Below are 16,297 nucleotides of genomic sequence, written 5' to 3' on the forward strand. Positions count from 1 at the left end.
GGTCAACCATAACCTTCCAGAAACAACAAGGCCCGCATTGCGCGGGCCTTCTTGTATGGTACCGAGGAGGGGACTCGAACCCCTACAGCCTATGGCCACTACCACCTCAAGGTAGCGTGTCTACCAATTCCACCACCTCGGCAAACTCTTTACTGCAAACCGCCTGTTACTGCTTCTGCTCTACGCCTGCCGGCACATCCGAAGAAGCCGGCTTTTGCACTTCAAGCACCGGAACATCTTCTGCAGCGGGCTTGCTTGGAACTTCTAGTACTGCCGGATCCGGCAATCCATCTGTTTTAAGCATATCAGCTTTGTCTTTAGCAAAAAAGGCCAAACCGAGGCTGGTAGCAAAAAAAACGGCAGCGAGTGTAGCAGTAAAACGACTCAGGAAGGTGGCCGAACCTTGGCTACCGAACACGGTACCCGAAGCTCCAGCACCGAAGGACGCCCCAGCATCAGCACCCTTGCCCTGCTGCAGCAAAACCAGGGCAACCAGGCCCAGCGCCACCAGCAGATGCACCACAATAATCACAGTCTCGAGCATCTTCAGCTTCCTGCGGCACGACAAATCGCACCGAACTCGTCCGCATTGAGGGAGGCACCACCAATCAGCCCCCCATCGATATCCGGCATGCCGAACAACTCGGCCGCACTGGCGGCCTTGACACTGCCGCCATAAAGAATTCTTACACCCTCGGCAACCGCGGCATTTTCTGCCGCCAGCAGCGCACGAATCGCACCATGCACCTGCTGGGCCTGCTCCGGCGTTGCCGTGAGCCCGGTACCAATGGCCCAGACCGGCTCGTAGGCGATCACCGCCTTGGCGAAAGCGCCCACACCGAGCGCTTCGATCACCGCACCGATCTGCCGCATCACCACTGCAAGCGTCTCGCCGGCCTCGTACTGCTCGCGGGTCTCACCCACGCACAGCAGCGGTATCAACCCGCAGGACTGCGCCGCAGCGAACTTGCGACTGATCACACCATCACTCTCACCCAGCAGCTGCCGACGCTCGGAGTGACCAACCAGCACATAGCGGCAACCGGCATCAGCCAGCTGACTGGCGGCAATCTCGCCAGTCAGCGCACCCTGCATCGGCTCGACCGCACAGTCCTGCGCACCCACCGCAACATTCTTGCCCGCCAGCCCGGCAATCGCCTGCGTGATGTAGAGGCACGGCGGCATCACCGCCACGTCCACACCGCCCGGCAGAGCCAGCAAGCGCAAACCTTTGATCAGCTCGGAGACGCTGGCAATGGTGCCATGCATCTTCCAGTTACCAGCGACCAGGGGGCGGCGCATGCAAAACCTCGTCGTGCAAAGTGGGCGCAGATGTTACTCAAGCGCCGAGGAACTGGCAAGCGAAATCAAGCACATAGCTCTCTCACCAGCGCAGCCAGGGTTTCCGCGTGCGCGCGCACCACGGTTTCGTCATCGCCCTCGACCATCACCCGCACCAGCGGCTCGGTACCCGACTTGCGCAGCAGCACACGGCCACGGCCGGCCATCTGCTCGGTCACCCGCGCACAGGCCTCCTGCACGGCCGGATGCGCCACCGGATCCTGGCCGCCACCGAAGCGCACGTTGATCAGCACCTGCGGACACTTGTGCAGACCGTGACGCGCTTCGGCCAGGCTCTGCTCGCGGCGGCGCAGGGCCAGCAGCACCTGCAGCGCGGCGATGATCGCATCGCCGGTGGTGACGTGCTGCTTGCAGACGATGTGCCCGGAGTTCTCGCCCCCCAGCACCCAGCCCCGCTCGAGCATCTCGGCCATCACGTAGCGGTCACCGACCTTGGCGCGCACGAAGGGGATGCTGCGCGCGGCGAGAGCCAGCTCCAGCCCCAGGTTGCTCATCAGCGTGCCGACCACCCCGGTGCCCTCGGGCAGACGATCGCGCTCCTGGAGATCGGTGGCGATGATGTACAGCAGCTCGTCGCCATCGACCACGGCGCCGGTGTGATCCACCATCAGCACGCGGTCGCCGTCACCGTCGAAGGCGATGCCCATGTCGGCGCCCTGCTCGAGTACCGCCTTCTGCAGCGCCTCGACATGGGTGGAGCCGACCCCGGCGTTGATATTGAGACCATCCGGCTGCGCGGCGATCACCGCCACCTCGGCACCCAATTCGCGGAACACGCTGGGCGCCACCTTGTAGGTGGCGCCATGGGCGCAGTCGAGCACCAGCTTGAGGCCGGCGAAATCGGTGCTGGTCGGCACGCTGCTCTTGCAGAACTCGATGTAGCGGCCGGCGGCGTCGTTGATCCGCGCCGCCTTGCCCAGTTGCGCCGACTCGACCACACCCATCGGCGCATCGAGCAGCTCCTCGATCATCAGCTCGACCTCGTCCGGCAGCTTGGTCCCCTTGCCGGAGAAGAACTTGATGCCGTTGTCGTCGTGCGGATTGTGCGAGGCACTGATGACGATGCCGGCGTCGGCATGGAAGGTGCGGGTCAGGTAGGCCACCGCCGGGGTAGGCATCGGCCCGAGCAGCATCACGTCCGCTCCCGCGGCAATCAGCCCGGCCTGCAGGGCCGACTCGAACATGTAGCCGGAGATCCGCGTGTCCTTGCCGATCAGCACCTTGCAGTGGCCCTGGCGACGGAACGCCATGCCCGCGGCCCAGCCCAGCTTGAGCATGAACTCCGGGGTGATCGGAAATTCGCCGACCCGTCCGCGAATGCCGTCGGTACCAAAATATTTTCTGCTCATTCCATCATCCTGCTGTCAATCCGCCCATTCCACGGCGGCAATCATGCGCACCACATCCACCGTCTCGGCCACGTCGTGCACCCGCACGATCTGGGCGCCCTTGGCCACGGCCAGCGCGGCCAGCGCCAGACTGCCGTACAGCCGCTCACCGACCGGGCGATCCAGCGCCCGACCGATCATACTCTTGCGCGACACGCCGACCAGCAGCGGCAAACCGAACTCGTGCAACCGCTCCAGCTGCCGGAACAGGCGCAGGTTGTGCGCCTGGGTCTTGGCAAAGCCGAAGCCCGGATCCAGCACGATACGCTCGCGCGCGATGCCGGCCTGCGCGCAGGCGGCCAGGCGTTCGGCGAGAAAGTCGTGCACTTCGCTGTAGATGTCCGGGTACTGCGGGTCATCCTGCATGTTGCCCGGCTCGCCGCGCATGTGCATCAGACACACCGGCAAGCCGCTGTCCGTCGCCGCCTGCAGGGCACCGGGGCGCTGCAGCGAGCGCACGTCGTTGATCAGCCCGGCGCCGAGACGCGCCGACTCGCGCATCACCGCCGCCGTGGAGGTATCCACCGAGATGATCACGTCCAGCTCGCGGGCAATCGCCTCGACGGCCGGACAGACCCGCTCAAGCTCCTCGGCCTCGGAGACCGGCGGCGCGCCGGGACGGGTCGATTCGCCACCGATGTCGATCAGCGTGGCGCCGGCGCGCACCATCGCCTCGGCATGGCGCAGCGCGGCATCCAGGTGATCGAAGCGGCCGCCGTCGGAGAACGAGTCGGGGGTGACGTTGAGGATGCCCATCACCTGCGGGCGGGACAGATCGAGCGGCCGGCTGCCACAGGGCAGCCGGCCGCGAAAGGAACGCGTAGTCATCGGGGGATCAATGCTCTCCGGCCGGGCCGCCGAGCGGCTTGTCGGCACGCGGCTCGGCCTCCGCCTGCGGCCGGGCACTGCTGCCCGAGGAGCCGCTGCCGGAATCGTTCCAGCCCTTGGGCTCGCGCGGCTCGCGACCGTCCATGATGTCGGCGACCTGCTCGGAGTCGATGGTCTCGAACTTCATCAGCGCCTGGGCCATGGCATGCAGCTTGTCGAGGTTGTCGCGCAAGGCCTGCTCGGCCTGCTCGTAGTTGCCGTCGATCACCGCGCGCACTTCTTCATCGATCAGCCGGGCGGTTTCCGCCGACACGCTGCTGCCGCGCCCGGACGAGCGACCGAGGAAAACCTCTTCCTCTTCATCGGCGTAGGACAGGAAGCCCAGCTTGTCGGACATGCCCCACTGGGTGACCATGGTCCGCGCGATGCGGGTGGCCTGACCGATGTCGCCGGTGGCGCCGTTGGTGACCTTATCGTGACCGAAGATGACTTCCTCGGCGATCCGCCCGCCGAAGATCATCTTCAGCTTGTTGTGCAGCCAGATGCGGCTGTAGCCGTGGTGATCGCGCTCGGGCAGGGAGATGGTCACCCCCAGGGCACGGCCGCGCGGGATGATGGTGACCTTGTGCACCGGGTCGGAGGGGAACAGGCAGCCGAGGATGGCGTGACCGGACTCGTGGTAGGCGGTCATCAGCTTCTCGTCCTCGGTCATGACCATGGAGCGGCGCTCGGCGCCCATCATGATCTTGTCCTTGGCCAGCTCGAACTCCTTCATCTCGACGATGCGCTTACCGTTGCGCGCGGCGAACAGCGAGGCCTCGTTGACCAGGTTGGCCAGGTCGGCACCGGAGAAGCCGGGCGTACCGCGGGCGATCACCGAAGGCTCGACGTCGTCACCCAGCGGCACCTTGCGCATGTGCACCTTGAGGATCTGTTCGCGACCGCGCACGTCCGGCAGGCCGACCACCACCTGGCGGTCGAAGCGCCCCGGGCGCAGCAGCGCCGGGTCGAGCACGTCCGGACGGTTGGTGGCGGCGATGACGATGATGCCGTCGTTCATCTCGAAACCGTCCATCTCCACCAGCAACTGGTTGAGGGTCTGCTCGCGCTCGTCATGCCCGCCGCCGAGACCGGCGCCGCGATGGCGACCGACGGCGTCGATCTCGTCGATGAAGATGATGCATGGCGCGTGCTTCTTGGCCTGCTCGAACATGTCACGCACGCGCGAGGCGCCGACACCGACGAACATCTCGACGAAGTCGGAGCCGGAAATGGTAAAGAACGGCACCTTGGCCTCGCCGGCGATGGCCTTGGCCAGCAGGGTCTTGCCGGTACCGGGCGGGCCGACCATCAGCACGCCGCGGGGGATGTGGCCACCGAGGCGCTGGAACTTGCCCGGATCGCGCAGGAAGTCGACCAGCTCGCCGACCTCCTCCTTGGCCTCGTCGCAGCCGGCGACGTCGGCCAGGGTGGTCTTCACCTGGTCCTCGGACAGCAGCCGCGCCTTGCTCTTGCCGAAGCTCATCGGCCCGCCACGGCCACCGCCGCCGCCCTGCATCTGGCGCATGAAGAACATGAACACGGCGATGATCACCAGAATCGGGAAGCTGGCCACCAGCAGCTGGCTCCAGATGCTCTGCTGCTCGGGCTGCTTGCCCTCGATCACCACCTTGCTGTCGATCAGATCACCGATCAGACCGTTGTCCTGGATCGCCGGGCGCACGGTGCGGAAGGGTTCGCCGTCGACACGGCGGCCGGTGATGATGTAACCGTCGACGGTCACACGCTCGACCTTGCCGTCCTTGACCTCCTGGATGAACTGCGAGTAGTTGAGCGACTGCGGCTCGTTCGGAGTGGAGAAGTTGTTCATCACCGTTACCAGCACGGCTGCGATGATCAGCCACAGGATCAGGTTCTTTGCCATGTCGTTCAATTGACTACCCTCGCTGACCGGCCTCGCCTGGAAACCGCTTCACATGACGGCCGGATCTTTACCGACCTAACTTACTACAGCCACCCGATTGCTGGCAGATCGGGTTGTAACGTCATTTGACCCGGCCGTGCCGGCCCGGGTCGGTCAAGCAGCAGTCTAGGCGCCGCGGAATCCGCGTGCGAGCAGATACTGCTCGCGCGAGCGGTCGCGCGAGGACAGTGGCTTGCGCATCTGCACCTTGTCGAACAGCTCGCGCACCTGCTTGTGGTAGGCGTCGAAGCCTTCGCCCTGGAAGATCTTGATCAGGAAGTCGCCGCCCGGACGCAGCACGCGGGTGGCCAGGTCGAGGGCCAGCTCGCACAGGTACATGGCGCGCGGCTGGTCGGCCGAGCGCACACCACTCATATTGGGGGCCATGTCGGAAATCACAAGATCGACCGGATGCCCGCCGATCGCCTCGAGGATCTGCGCGAACACCGCATCGTCGGTGAAGTCACCCTGGATGAAGGTGACATCGGCGATGCTGTCCATCGCCAGGATATCCGAGGCGATCAGGCGCCCCTTGTCACCGATCACCCTGCTGGTCACCTGTGACCAGCCGCCCGGTGCCGCACCGAGGTCGACCACGGTCATCCCCGGACGCAGGATGCGATCCTTCTCCTGGATTTCCAGCAGCTTGTAGCTGGCGCGCGAACGGTAGCCGTCCTTCTGCGCCATCTTCACGTAGGGGTCGTCGAAATGCTCTTTCAGCCAACGCTGGCTGGTCTTGGAACGGGCCACGGGATACCTCATCTGTGCGGCTCCCGGTCACTCGGGTACACTAGCCGCCGCTTTTAACAGGATCAGACGCAGAGGTCGGATTATGCCGCTCAACAACGAGCAGAAAAAACAATACAAATCTATCGGCCACCATCTGAATCCGGTATTGATCGTGGCGGAAAACGGTTTGACCGAAGGCGTGCTGGCCGAACTGGACCGCGCCCTCAACGATCACGAGCTGATCAAGATCAAGTTCGCCATCACCGAACGCGACGACCGCCGCGCCCTGATCGACGCCCTGTGCCAGCAGTCGCGCAGCGAGCTGGTGCAGATCATCGGCAAGATGGCGCTGGTCTATCGCAAGGCCGCCAAGCAGAACCGTCAGCTGTCGAACATCGTCCGCCACCAGATCTGAGGCGGCAGACACGGGTGATGCCTGCACGGCATCGCCCGTCTCCTCAGTGCTCGCCGGGTACCGGCTGCAGCACCAGCACCAGCCCGCAGGCCGCCACGGCCATGTAGCAGAACAGCTGCCAGCTGGCGCCCGCCAACCCCAGCCAGGGGCCGGCAAAGAACCCCACCACCAGCAGCAGGACGGTCAGCAGCAGCTGACCGCGAAAATCCGCCCACAGGCTGCGCAGGCCACGCAACTGCATGAGCACCAGCTTCTGCAACAGCACGCAGAAGCCGGCGAAGCCCAGCAGCAACGGGATCAGGCTGGCGGAAATGTCCTCGAGCAGCAGCGGCGCCAGGCCGTAATGCTCCAGCGCCGGCAGCAGCACGAAGTACAGCAGCCACAGACCGCCCACCCAGAAGGTCTGTGCCAGGCGCCAGCTGATGGCGCCGGCACGCAGCGGCGTGCGGGGGCGGCTCAGGTCAGAGATGGCGAACCTCGACAATCTCGTACTCGACCTTGCCGCTGGGGGTCACCACCACTACCACATCGCCCTCTTCCTTGCCCACCAGGGCGCGGGCGATCGGCGAGCCGACCGAGATCTTGCCGGCCTTGATGTCGGCCTCGTCCTCGCCGACGATCTGGTAGGTCACGCTCTCGTCGGTCTCGCAGTTGGCGATTTCCACCGTGGTGCCGAAGATCACCTTGCCGGTATGCGCGATGGCGGTGACATCGATGATCACCGCATGCTGCAGGCGCCCCTCGATGTCACGGATGCGCGCCTCGACCATGCCCTGCTGCTCGCGGGCAGCGTGATACTCGGCATTCTCCTTGAGGTCGCCCAGTTCACGTGCGGTACCGATGTCCTGACTGAGCTTCGGACGCACGACCTTGGTCAGATGGGCCAGTTCTTCCTCCAGGGCGCGCGCGCCCTGGACAGTCATCGGGTACTTGGTCATGCCTTGATTCCTGCATGCAGATCCTGCAGCCGGCGCACGGTCTTCTCGGGGCCGAACTTCAGCGCTTCACAGATCGCCTGACCACCGGCGATGGTGGTGGTGATGCAGATCTTGTGCTGCAGGGCGTTGCGGCGGATCGAGAAGGAGTCGGCGATCGACTGGCGGCCTTCGGTGGTGTTGATGATCAGGCTGACTTCGTCGTTCTTGATCATGTCGACTACGTGCGGACGACCCTCGGTCACCTTGTTGACGCGACGCACCGGCAGGCCGGCAGCCTCGATCAGCTTGGCGGTACCGGCGGTGGCCACCACATCGAAACCGAGGTCGATCAGGTCGCGGGCGACCTGGGCGACGAAGCGCTTGTCGTCCTCGCGCACGCTGATGAACGCGGTGCCGCCGGTCGGCAGGATCTCGCTGGCACCCAGCTGGGCCTTGGCAAAGGCCTCGGCGAAGCTGTCGCCGACGCCCATCACCTCGCCGGTGGACTTCATCTCCGGGCCGAGGATCGGGTCGACGCCGGGGAACTTGGCGAACGGGAACACCGCTTCCTTGACGCTGAAGAACGGCGGGATGATTTCCTCGGTGAAGCCGACTTCGGCCAGGGTCTTGCCGGCCATCACGCGGGCGGCGATCTTGGCCAGCGAGGTGCCGATGCACTTGGAGACGAACGGCACGGTACGCGAGGCGCGCGGGTTGACCTCGATGACGTAGATGTCCTCGCCCTGCACGGCCATCTGCACGTTCATCAGGCCGACCACGCCGAGCTCCAGGGCCATCTTCTTGACCTGGCTGCGGATCTCGTCCTGGATGTGCTTGGGCAGCGAGTACGGCGGCAGCGAGCAGGCGGAGTCGCCGGAGTGCACGCCGGCCTGCTCGATGTGCTGCATGATCGCGCCGATCACCACGCTCTCGCCGTCGCACACCGCGTCGATGTCGACCTCGATGGCGCAGTTGAGGAAGTGGTCGAGCAGCACCGGGCTGTCGTTGGACACCTTCACCGCTTCGCGCATGTAGCGCTTGAGCTCTTCCTCTTCGTAGACGATTTCCATCGCCCGGCCGCCCAGCACGTAGGACGGACGCACCACCAGCGGGTAGCCGATGACCTTGGACGCGGCCAGGGCCTCGTCTTCGCTGCGCGCGGTGGCGTTCTGCGGCTGGCGCAGGTTGAGGCGCTGGACCATCTGCTGGAAGCGCTCGCGGTCTTCGGCGCGGTCGATGGCGTCCGGGCTGGTGCCGATGATCGGTACGCCGGCCTCTTCCAGGGCGCGGCAGATCTTCAGCGGGGTCTGGCCGCCGTACTGGACGATCACGCCCTTGGGCTGCTCGACGCGGACGATTTCCAGCACGTCCTCCAGGGTCACCGGCTCGAAGTACAGGCGGTCGGAGGTGTCGTAGTCGGTGGAGACGGTTTCCGGGTTGCAGTTGACCATGATGGTCTCGTAACCGTCTTCACGCATGGCCAGCGCGGCGTGCACGCAGCAGTAGTCGAACTCGATGCCCTGGCCGATGCGGTTCGGGCCGCCACCGAGGACCATGATCTTGTCGCGGGTCGACGGGTTGGCCTCGCACTCTTCCTCGTAGGTCGAGTACATGTAGGCGGTGTCGGTGGCGAACTCGGCGGCGCAGGTGTCGACGCGCTTGTACACCGGCAGCACCTTCAGCTTGTGGCGATGGCTGCGCAGGTTCTTCTCGGTGATGCCGAGCAGCTTGGCCAGGCGCGCATCGGAGAAACCCTTGCGCTTGAGCTTCCACATCAGGTCGCGGTCGATGCTGGACAGGCCGAGGGTCTTGACCTGCTCCTCGTCCTTGATCAGGTCCTCGATCTGCACCAGGAACCAGTGGTCGATCTTGGTCAGCGCGTAGATGTCGTCGCAGCTCATGCCGGCGCGGAAGGCGTCGGCCACGTACCAGATGCGCTCGGCGCCCGGCACGGTCAGCTCGCGGCGCAGGATGCTCTGCGCTTCGGAGCTGCCCAGGTCCAGCTTGGGATCGAAGCCGGCCACGCCGACTTCCAGACCGCGCAGGGCCTTCTGCACCGACTCCTGGAAGGTGCGGCCGATGGCCATCACTTCGCCGACCGACTTCATCTGGGTGGTCAGGCGGGCGTCGGCCTTGGGGAACTTCTCGAAGGCGAAGCGCGGGATCTTGGTGACCACGTAGTCGATCGCCGGCTCGAAGGACGCCGGGGTGCGGCCGCCGGTGATGTCGTTCTGCAGCTCGTCGAGGGTGTAGCCGACCGCCAGCTTGGCGGCGATCTTGGCGATCGGGAAGCCGGTGGCCTTGGAGGCCAGTGCCGAGGAACGCGACACGCGCGGGTTCATCTCGATCACCACCATGCGGCCGTCGGCCGGATTGATGCCGAACTGCACGTTGGAACCGCCGGTTTCCACGCCGATCTCGCGCAGCACCGCCAGGGAGGCGTTGCGCATGATCTGGTATTCCTTGTCGGTCAGGGTCTGCGCCGGCGCGACGGTGATCGAGTCGCCGGTGTGCACACCCATCGGGTCGAAGTTCTCGATGGCGCAGACGATGATGCAGTTGTCCTTCTTGTCGCGGACCACCTCCATCTCGTATTCCTTCCAGCCGATCAGCGACTCGTCGATCAGCAGCTCGCTGGTCGGCGACAGGTCGAGACCGCGGGTGCAGATTTCCTCGAACTCTTCACGGTTGTAGGCGATGCCGCCGCCGGTGCCGCCCATGGTGAACGACGGGCGGATGATGCACGGGAAGCCGACCTTGTCGAGCACGCCATAGGCTTCGTCCATGTTGTGGGCGATGCCGGAGCGCGGGCAGGCCAGGCCGATGTCGCGCATGGCCTTGTCGAAGCGCGAGCGGTCCTCGGCTTTGTCGATGGTGTCGGCGTTGGCGCCGATCATCTCGACGCCGAACTTGGCCAGCACGCCGTGCTTTTCCAGGTCCAGCGCGCAGTTCAGCGCGGTCTGCCCGCCCATGGTCGGCAGCAGGGCGTCGGGGCGCTCCTTCTCGATGATCTTGGCCACGGTCTGCCACTTGATCGGCTCGATGTAGGTGGCGTCGGCCATGGCCGGGTCGGTCATGATGGTGGCCGGGTTGGAGTTCACCAGGATGACGCGGAAGCCTTCCTCGCGCAGGGCCTTGCAGGCCTGGGCGCCGGAGTAGTCGAACTCGCACGCCTGGCCGATGACGATGGGGCCGGCGCCGAGGATCAGGATACTTTTAATGTCTGTACGTTTTGGCATGGTCTCTCACACGAATCCGTTGATCTGTCGGCAGGCTTAGCGACGCTTGGCCATCTCGGCGATGAAGCGATCGAACAGCGGGGCCACGTCGTGCGGGCCCGGGCTGGCTTCCGGGTGGCCCTGGAAGCTGAAGGCGACCTTGTCGGTACGCTCGATGCCCTGCAGGGTGCCGTCGAACAGCGATTTGTGGGTGGCGCGCAGGTTGCCCGGCAGGCTGGTTTCGTCCGCGCAGAAGCCGTGGTTCTGGCTGGTGATCATCACCACGCCGGTATCCAGGTCCTGCACCGGGTGGTTGGCACCGTGGTGGCCGTGGCCCATCTTCATGGTCCTGGCGCCGGAGGCCAGGGCCAGCAGCTGGTGGCCGAGGCAGATGCCGAACACCGGAATCTCGGTCTCCAGCACGTCCTTGATCGCCTGGATGGCGTAGTCGCACGGCTCGGGGTCGCCCGGGCCGTTGGACAGGAACACGCCGTCCGGATTCAGGGCCAGCGCCTCGCTGGCCGGGGTCTGCGCCGGCACCACGGTCACCCGGCAGCCGCGCGCCACCAGCATGCGCAAGATGTTCAGCTTGACGCCGAAGTCGTAGGCGACCACGTGGTAGGGCAGCTCGCTGGCGGCGATGTCGGCGTGGCTGTCGGTGTCGAGGTCCCACACGCTGGAGTTCCACTCGTAGGACTCGGTGCAGCTGACCACCTTGGCCAGGTCCATGCCCTTGAGGCCGGGGAAGCTGCGCGCCAGTTCCAGGGCCTTCTCTTCGCTGATGTCGTCGCCAGCGAGGATGCAGCCGTTCTGCGAACCCTTCTCGCGCAGGATGCGGGTCAGGCGGCGGGTGTCGATGCCGGCGATGGCCACCACGTTGTTGGCCTGCAGGTATTCGTCCAGCGGCTGCTTGTCGCGCCAGCTGCTGGAGACCAGCGGCAGGTCGCGGATCACCAGGCCGGCGGCCCACACGCGATTGGACTCGGCGTCTTCCGGCGTGGTGCCGGTGTTGCCGATGTGCGGATAGGTCAGGGTGACGATCTGCTGGCAGTAGGAAGGATCGGTGAGAATTTCCTGATAGCCGGTCATGGCGGTATTGAATACCACCTCGCCGACGCTCTGCCCGTCGGCACCGATGGCTTCACCGCGGAAAATGCTGCCGTCGGCAAGCGCGAGTATGGCTGGCTTAGTCAAGAAGACCTCCCGTAAATAGAGCCGTTTCATGCAAATTCAGGTTGCAAAAAAGCGGAATGACGTGAGAACCACATCACCCCGCTTTTTTCCATGTTGTCTGCATGCTCGTAGTGGACGCACTAAAGCTGAATTTTAGAGCAAAAATCGTCCAACGGAAAGGTCTACCGCCCATGGGCGATAGCGACTGCACGCTCGCGGTGCAGCCGGTGACCTTCCGGTCGGCACGCCTCAGCGCAGTTCCAGCACATCCTGCATGTCGTACAGCGCCGGCGCACGGCCTTCCAGCCACAGCGCGGAACGCACCGCGCCCTTGGCGAAGGTCATCCGGCTGGACGCCTTGTGGGTGATCTCCACCCGCTCGCCGTCGGCGGCGAACAGCACGGTATGGTCGCCGACCACGTCGCCGGCGCGCACGGTGGCGAAACCGATGGTCTCGCGGGCGCGCGCGCCGGTCTGGCCTTCGCGGCCATAGACCGCCACCTTGTGCAGGTCGCGACCCAGGGCATTGGCCACCACCTCGCCCATGCGCAGGGCGGTGCCGGACGGCGCATCGACCTTGTGGCGATGGTGCGCCTCGATGATCTCGATGTCGACGTCGTCACCCAGCACCCGCGCCGCGGTATCCAGCAGCTTCAGGCACAGGTTGACGCCGACGCTGAAGTTGGCGGCGAAGACGATCGGGATCTCCCGGGCCGCCTCGGCCAGCAGTTGCTTCTCCTCGGGCGTGAAGCCGGTGGTGCCGATGACCATGGCCTTGCCGGCCCGCCGGCAGACTTGCAGGTTCTGCAGGGTCACGCTCGGATGGGTGAAGTCGATCAGTACGTCGAAATCGTCGAGCACCTGCGCCAGGTCACCGGCCAGCGCCACGCCGAGTCGGCCGACACCGGCCAGTTCGCCGGCATCGGCCCCCAGCAGACTGCTGTCCGGGCGATCCACCGCCGCGTTCAGCGCGGCGCCCGGCGCCTGCTGGACCGCCTCGATGAGGGTCTTGCCCATGCGCCCGGCGGCGCCCATCACTGCAATACGTCGCATAACTCTGCACTCTGCTCCTGAGTGCGGGCGGCACGCGCCGACCCGCCCTCCTGTTCGGTTAAAGATCGTCGAAGAAGCGCTTCACGCCTTCGAACCAGCCACTGGCCTTGGGCGAGTGCGAGCTGTCGCCCTGCAGGCTGCTGCGGAACTCCTCGAGCAGCTCGCGCTGGCGCTTGTCGAGATTCACCGGGGTTTCCACCACCACCCGGCACATCAGGTCGCCCGCGCCGCCGCCACGCACCGGCGCCACGCCCTTGCCGCGCAGCCGGAACAGCTTGCCGGTCTGGGTCGCTTCGGGAATCTTCAGCTTGACCCGACCGTCGAGGGTCGGTACTTCCAGCTCGCCGCCCAGCGCCGCGTCGGCGAAGCTGATCGGCACCTCGCAGTACAGGTGCTTGCCGTCGCGCTGGAAGATCGCATGTTCGCGCACATTGACCACGACGTACAGGTCACCGGCCGGACCACCCTGGGTACCCGCCTCGCCCTCGCCGGTCAGGCGGATGCGGTCGCCGGTATCGACGCCGGCCGGCACCTTGACCGACAAGGTCTTGTGCTCTTCCACGCGCCCCTGGCCGTGACAGCTGCCGCACGGGTCGGCAATCATCTTGCCGCTGCCGTGGCAGCGCGGGCAGGTCTGCTGCACCGAGAAGAAGCCCTGCTGCATGCGCACCTGGCCGACACCGCCGCAGGTGGTGCAGGTGACCGGCGCACTGCCCTTCTTGGCGCCGCTGCCCTCGCAGGGCTTGCACGCCACCAGGGTCGGCACGCGAATGGTCACCGTGGTGCCACGCACCGCCTCTTCCAGATCCAGCTCGAGGGTGTAGCGCAGGTCGCTGCCGCGCTGCGGACCGCCACGCTGGCCGCCGCGACCGCCACCACCGAAGAAGTCGCTGAACACATCGCCGAAGATGTCGGAGAAGTTGGCATTGCCGGCGCCGAATCCGCCGCCACCGCCCATGCTCGGATCGACCCCGGCATGCCCGTACTGGTCGTAGGCCGAGCGCTTGCCGGCGTCGGAGAGCACCTCGTAGGCCTCGTTGGCCTCCTTGAATTTCTCCTCGGCCGCCTTGTCGTCGGGATTGCGGTCCGGGTGGTACTTCATGGCCAGACGGCGGTAGGCCTTCTTCAGCTCCGCCTCGCTGGCGCCGCGCTCGACACCGAGCACCTCGTAATAGTCACGTTTTGCCATGGATCTCATGCACTCCGATTTCGTCTTCCCCAGACACGCCGACGCGGGAGCAAGCTCCCGCGCGGCGGTCAGGACCCGCGGCAGACGGACTGCCGCGGGTCAGGGCGGAAGCAAGCGTGACGCTTACTTGTTGTCCTTGCCTTCCTTGACTTCCTCGAACTCGGCATCGACCACGTCGTCACCGGCCGCCTTGTCCTGCTGGCCGCCGGCCTGGGTGGCGTCCTGCGCCTGCTCGGCGTACATCTTCTGCGCCAGCGGCGCGGTCACCTGGGACAGGGCATTGATCTTGGCCTCGATGGCCGCCTTGTCGTCACCCTTCACCGCCGCTTCCAGCTCACCCAGCGCGACCTCGATCGCGGCCTTCTCCTCGGCGGTGGCCTTGTCGCCAGCCTCGGTGACCATCTTGCGGGTGGCGTGCACCAGCTGATCGCCCTGGTTGCGCGCAACCACCAGCTCCTCGAACTTGCGGTCTTCCTCGGCGTTGGCCTCGGCGTCGCGGACCATCTGCTGGATCTCTTCCTCGGACAGGCCGGAGTTGGCCTTGATCACGATGGACTGCTGCTTGCCGGTGGCCTTGTCCTTCGCGCCGACATGCAGGATGCCGTTGGCGTCGATGTCGAAGGTGACCTCGATCTGCGGCACGCCGCGCGGCGCCGGCGGAATGTCGGCCAGGTCGAAGCGGCCCAGCGACTTGTTCTGCGCCGCCTGCTTGCGCTCGCCCTGCAGCACGTGGATGGTCACCGCGTTCTGGTTGTCGTCGGCGGTGGAGAACACCTGCGACTTCTTGGTCGGGATGGTGGTGTTCTTCTCGATCAGCGCGGTCATCACGCCGCCGAGGGTCTCGATGCCCAGGGTCAGCGGGGAGACGTCGAGGAGCAGCACGTCCTTGACGTCGCCGGCCAGCACGGCGCCCTGGATGGCGGCGCCCATGGCCACCGCTTCGTCCGGGTTGACGTCCTTGCGCGGCTCCTTGCCGAAGAACTCGGCGACCTTCTGCTGCACCATCGGCATGCGGGTCTGACCGCCGACCAGGATCACGTCGTCGATCTTGGCCACGTCGATGCCGGCGTCCTTGAGGGCGATGCGGCACGGCTCGATGGTGCGGGCCACCAGGTCTTCCACCAGCGCTTCCAGCTTGGCGCGGGAAATCTTCACGTTCAGGTGCTTCGGACCGCTGGCGTCGGCGGTGATGTACGGCAGGTTGACGTCGGTCTGCTGGCTGGAGGACAGCTCGATCTTGGCCTTCTCGGCAGCTTCCTTCAGGCGCTGCATGGCCAGCGGATCGCCCTTGAGGTTGATGCCGCTTTCCTTCTTGAATTCGTCGACGAGATAGTCGATCAGGCGGATGTCGAAGTCCTCGCCGCCCAGGAAGGTGTCGCCGTTGGTGGCCAGCACCTCGAACTGGTGCTCGCCGTCGACTTCGGCGATCTCGATCACCGACACGTCGAAGGTGCCGCCGCCCAGGTCATAGACGATCACGGTGTGGTCGCCACGGGCCTTGTCCATGCCGTAGGCCAGCGCCGCGGCGGTCGGCTCGTTGATGATGCGCTTGACGTCGAGACCGGCGATGCGACCGGCGTCCTTGGTAGCCTGACGCTGGCTGTCGTTGAAGTAGGCCGGCACGGTGATCACCGCTTCGGTGACCGGCTCGCCGAGGTAGTCTTCGGCGGTCTTCTTCATCTTCTTCAGCACTTCGGCGCTGATCTGCGGCGGCGCCATCTTCTGGCCCTTCACTTCCACCCAGGCGTCGCCGTTGTCGGCCTTGACGATGGTGTAGGGCACCATCTTGATGTCCTTCTGCACCACGTCTTCTTCGAAGCGGCGGCCGATCAGACGCTTCACCGCGTACAGGGTGTTGTGCGGGTTGGTCACCGCCTGGCGCTTGGCGCTCTGGCCGACCAGGATCTCGCCATCGTTGGTGTAGGCGATGATCGACGGGGTGGTCCGGCCACCTTCGGCGTTTTCGATGACCTTGGCCACGCCGTTCTCCAGAACGGATACGCAGGAGTTGGTGGTGCCCAGGTCGATACCGATGATTTTGCCCATATTACTCTCCCGAAAT

Annotated in this window: 14 protein-coding genes and 1 tRNA gene; 1 reads left to right on the forward strand and 14 read right to left on the reverse strand. The window is 65.5% G+C overall.

Features of this window, described 5'->3' with window-relative positions:
* Window positions 1-56 precede the first annotated feature (56 nt).
* The 7 genes from BM297_RS06205 to rlmE form a co-directional block, all read right to left on the reverse strand.
* Window positions 57-142: transfer RNA gene (locus BM297_RS06205), tRNA-Leu, on the reverse strand.
* Between the two features lie 24 nt (window positions 143-166).
* Entirely contained in the window at window positions 167-544 is a 378-nt protein-coding gene (gene secG / locus BM297_RS06210; protein ID WP_092429379.1) for a preprotein translocase subunit SecG, read from the reverse strand.
* Window positions 545-546: 2 nt separating this feature from the next.
* Complete coding sequence (gene tpiA, locus BM297_RS06215) at window positions 547-1,302, reverse strand: triose-phosphate isomerase (RefSeq protein ID WP_092429381.1); 756 nt, start codon at window positions 1,300-1,302, stop codon at window positions 547-549.
* A gap of 65 nt (window positions 1,303-1,367) precedes the next feature.
* Complete coding sequence (glmM, locus tag BM297_RS06220) at window positions 1,368-2,711, reverse strand: phosphoglucosamine mutase (RefSeq protein ID WP_092429383.1); 1,344 nt, start codon at window positions 2,709-2,711, stop codon at window positions 1,368-1,370.
* Window positions 2,712-2,726: 15 nt separating this feature from the next.
* Window positions 2,727-3,578 carry a dihydropteroate synthase gene (gene folP / locus BM297_RS06225; protein ID WP_092429385.1) on the reverse strand — a complete coding sequence of 284 codons (852 nt, stop codon included), beginning with the start codon at window positions 3,576-3,578 and terminating at the stop codon, window positions 2,727-2,729.
* A gap of 7 nt (window positions 3,579-3,585) precedes the next feature.
* Complete coding sequence (gene ftsH, locus BM297_RS06230) at window positions 3,586-5,502, reverse strand: ATP-dependent zinc metalloprotease FtsH (protein WP_092429387.1); 1,917 nt, start codon at window positions 5,500-5,502, stop codon at window positions 3,586-3,588.
* 165 nt (window positions 5,503-5,667) lie between these two features.
* Window positions 5,668-6,291 (reverse strand): 23S rRNA (uridine(2552)-2'-O)-methyltransferase RlmE, encoded by a 624-nt coding sequence (rlmE, locus tag BM297_RS06235; RefSeq protein WP_092429389.1) that lies wholly within the window; start codon window positions 6,289-6,291, stop codon window positions 5,668-5,670.
* 82 nt (window positions 6,292-6,373) lie between these two features.
* Between rlmE and yhbY the strand changes: the two genes are divergently transcribed.
* Window positions 6,374-6,685, forward strand: a complete 312-nt coding sequence (yhbY, locus tag BM297_RS06240) for a ribosome assembly RNA-binding protein YhbY (RefSeq protein ID WP_092429391.1) — start codon at window positions 6,374-6,376, stop codon at window positions 6,683-6,685.
* A 43-nt stretch (window positions 6,686-6,728) separates the two neighbouring features.
* Here yhbY and BM297_RS06245 read toward each other — a convergent pair whose 3' ends face one another.
* From BM297_RS06245 to dnaK, 7 genes are all read right to left on the reverse strand, one after another.
* On the reverse strand, window positions 6,729-7,124 hold the full coding sequence (locus BM297_RS06245; protein ID WP_092429861.1) for a DUF4149 domain-containing protein: 396 nt from the start codon (window positions 7,122-7,124) through the stop codon (window positions 6,729-6,731).
* 22 nt (window positions 7,125-7,146) lie between these two features.
* Window positions 7,147-7,623, reverse strand: a complete 477-nt coding sequence (gene greA / locus BM297_RS06250) for a transcription elongation factor GreA (protein WP_092429393.1) — start codon at window positions 7,621-7,623, stop codon at window positions 7,147-7,149.
* Window positions 7,620-10,841: a carbamoyl-phosphate synthase large subunit gene (gene carB, locus BM297_RS06255; RefSeq protein WP_092429395.1), complete on the reverse strand. Its 3,222-nt coding sequence runs from the start codon at window positions 10,839-10,841 to the stop codon at window positions 7,620-7,622. Before carB ends, greA begins: the two co-directional genes overlap by 4 nt.
* 36 nt (window positions 10,842-10,877) lie before the next feature.
* Window positions 10,878-12,014, reverse strand: a complete 1,137-nt coding sequence (gene carA / locus BM297_RS06260) for a glutamine-hydrolyzing carbamoyl-phosphate synthase small subunit (RefSeq protein WP_092429397.1) — start codon at window positions 12,012-12,014, stop codon at window positions 10,878-10,880.
* A gap of 228 nt (window positions 12,015-12,242) precedes the next feature.
* Window positions 12,243-13,046, reverse strand: a complete 804-nt coding sequence (dapB, locus tag BM297_RS06265) for a 4-hydroxy-tetrahydrodipicolinate reductase (protein WP_092429399.1) — start codon at window positions 13,044-13,046, stop codon at window positions 12,243-12,245.
* 58 nt (window positions 13,047-13,104) lie between these two features.
* A complete protein-coding gene (dnaJ, locus tag BM297_RS06270) occupies window positions 13,105-14,235 on the reverse strand; it encodes a molecular chaperone DnaJ (protein ID WP_092429401.1) in 1,131 nt (376 codons plus the stop codon).
* A gap of 123 nt (window positions 14,236-14,358) precedes the next feature.
* Complete coding sequence (gene dnaK / locus BM297_RS06275; protein ID WP_092429403.1) at window positions 14,359-16,281, reverse strand: molecular chaperone DnaK; 1,923 nt, start codon at window positions 16,279-16,281, stop codon at window positions 14,359-14,361.
* Between the last annotated feature and the right edge of the window lie 16 nt (window positions 16,282-16,297).

The sequence above is a fragment of the Geopseudomonas sagittaria genome (assembly GCF_900115715.1).
GTDB lineage: Bacteria > Pseudomonadota > Gammaproteobacteria > Pseudomonadales > Pseudomonadaceae > Geopseudomonas > Geopseudomonas sagittaria.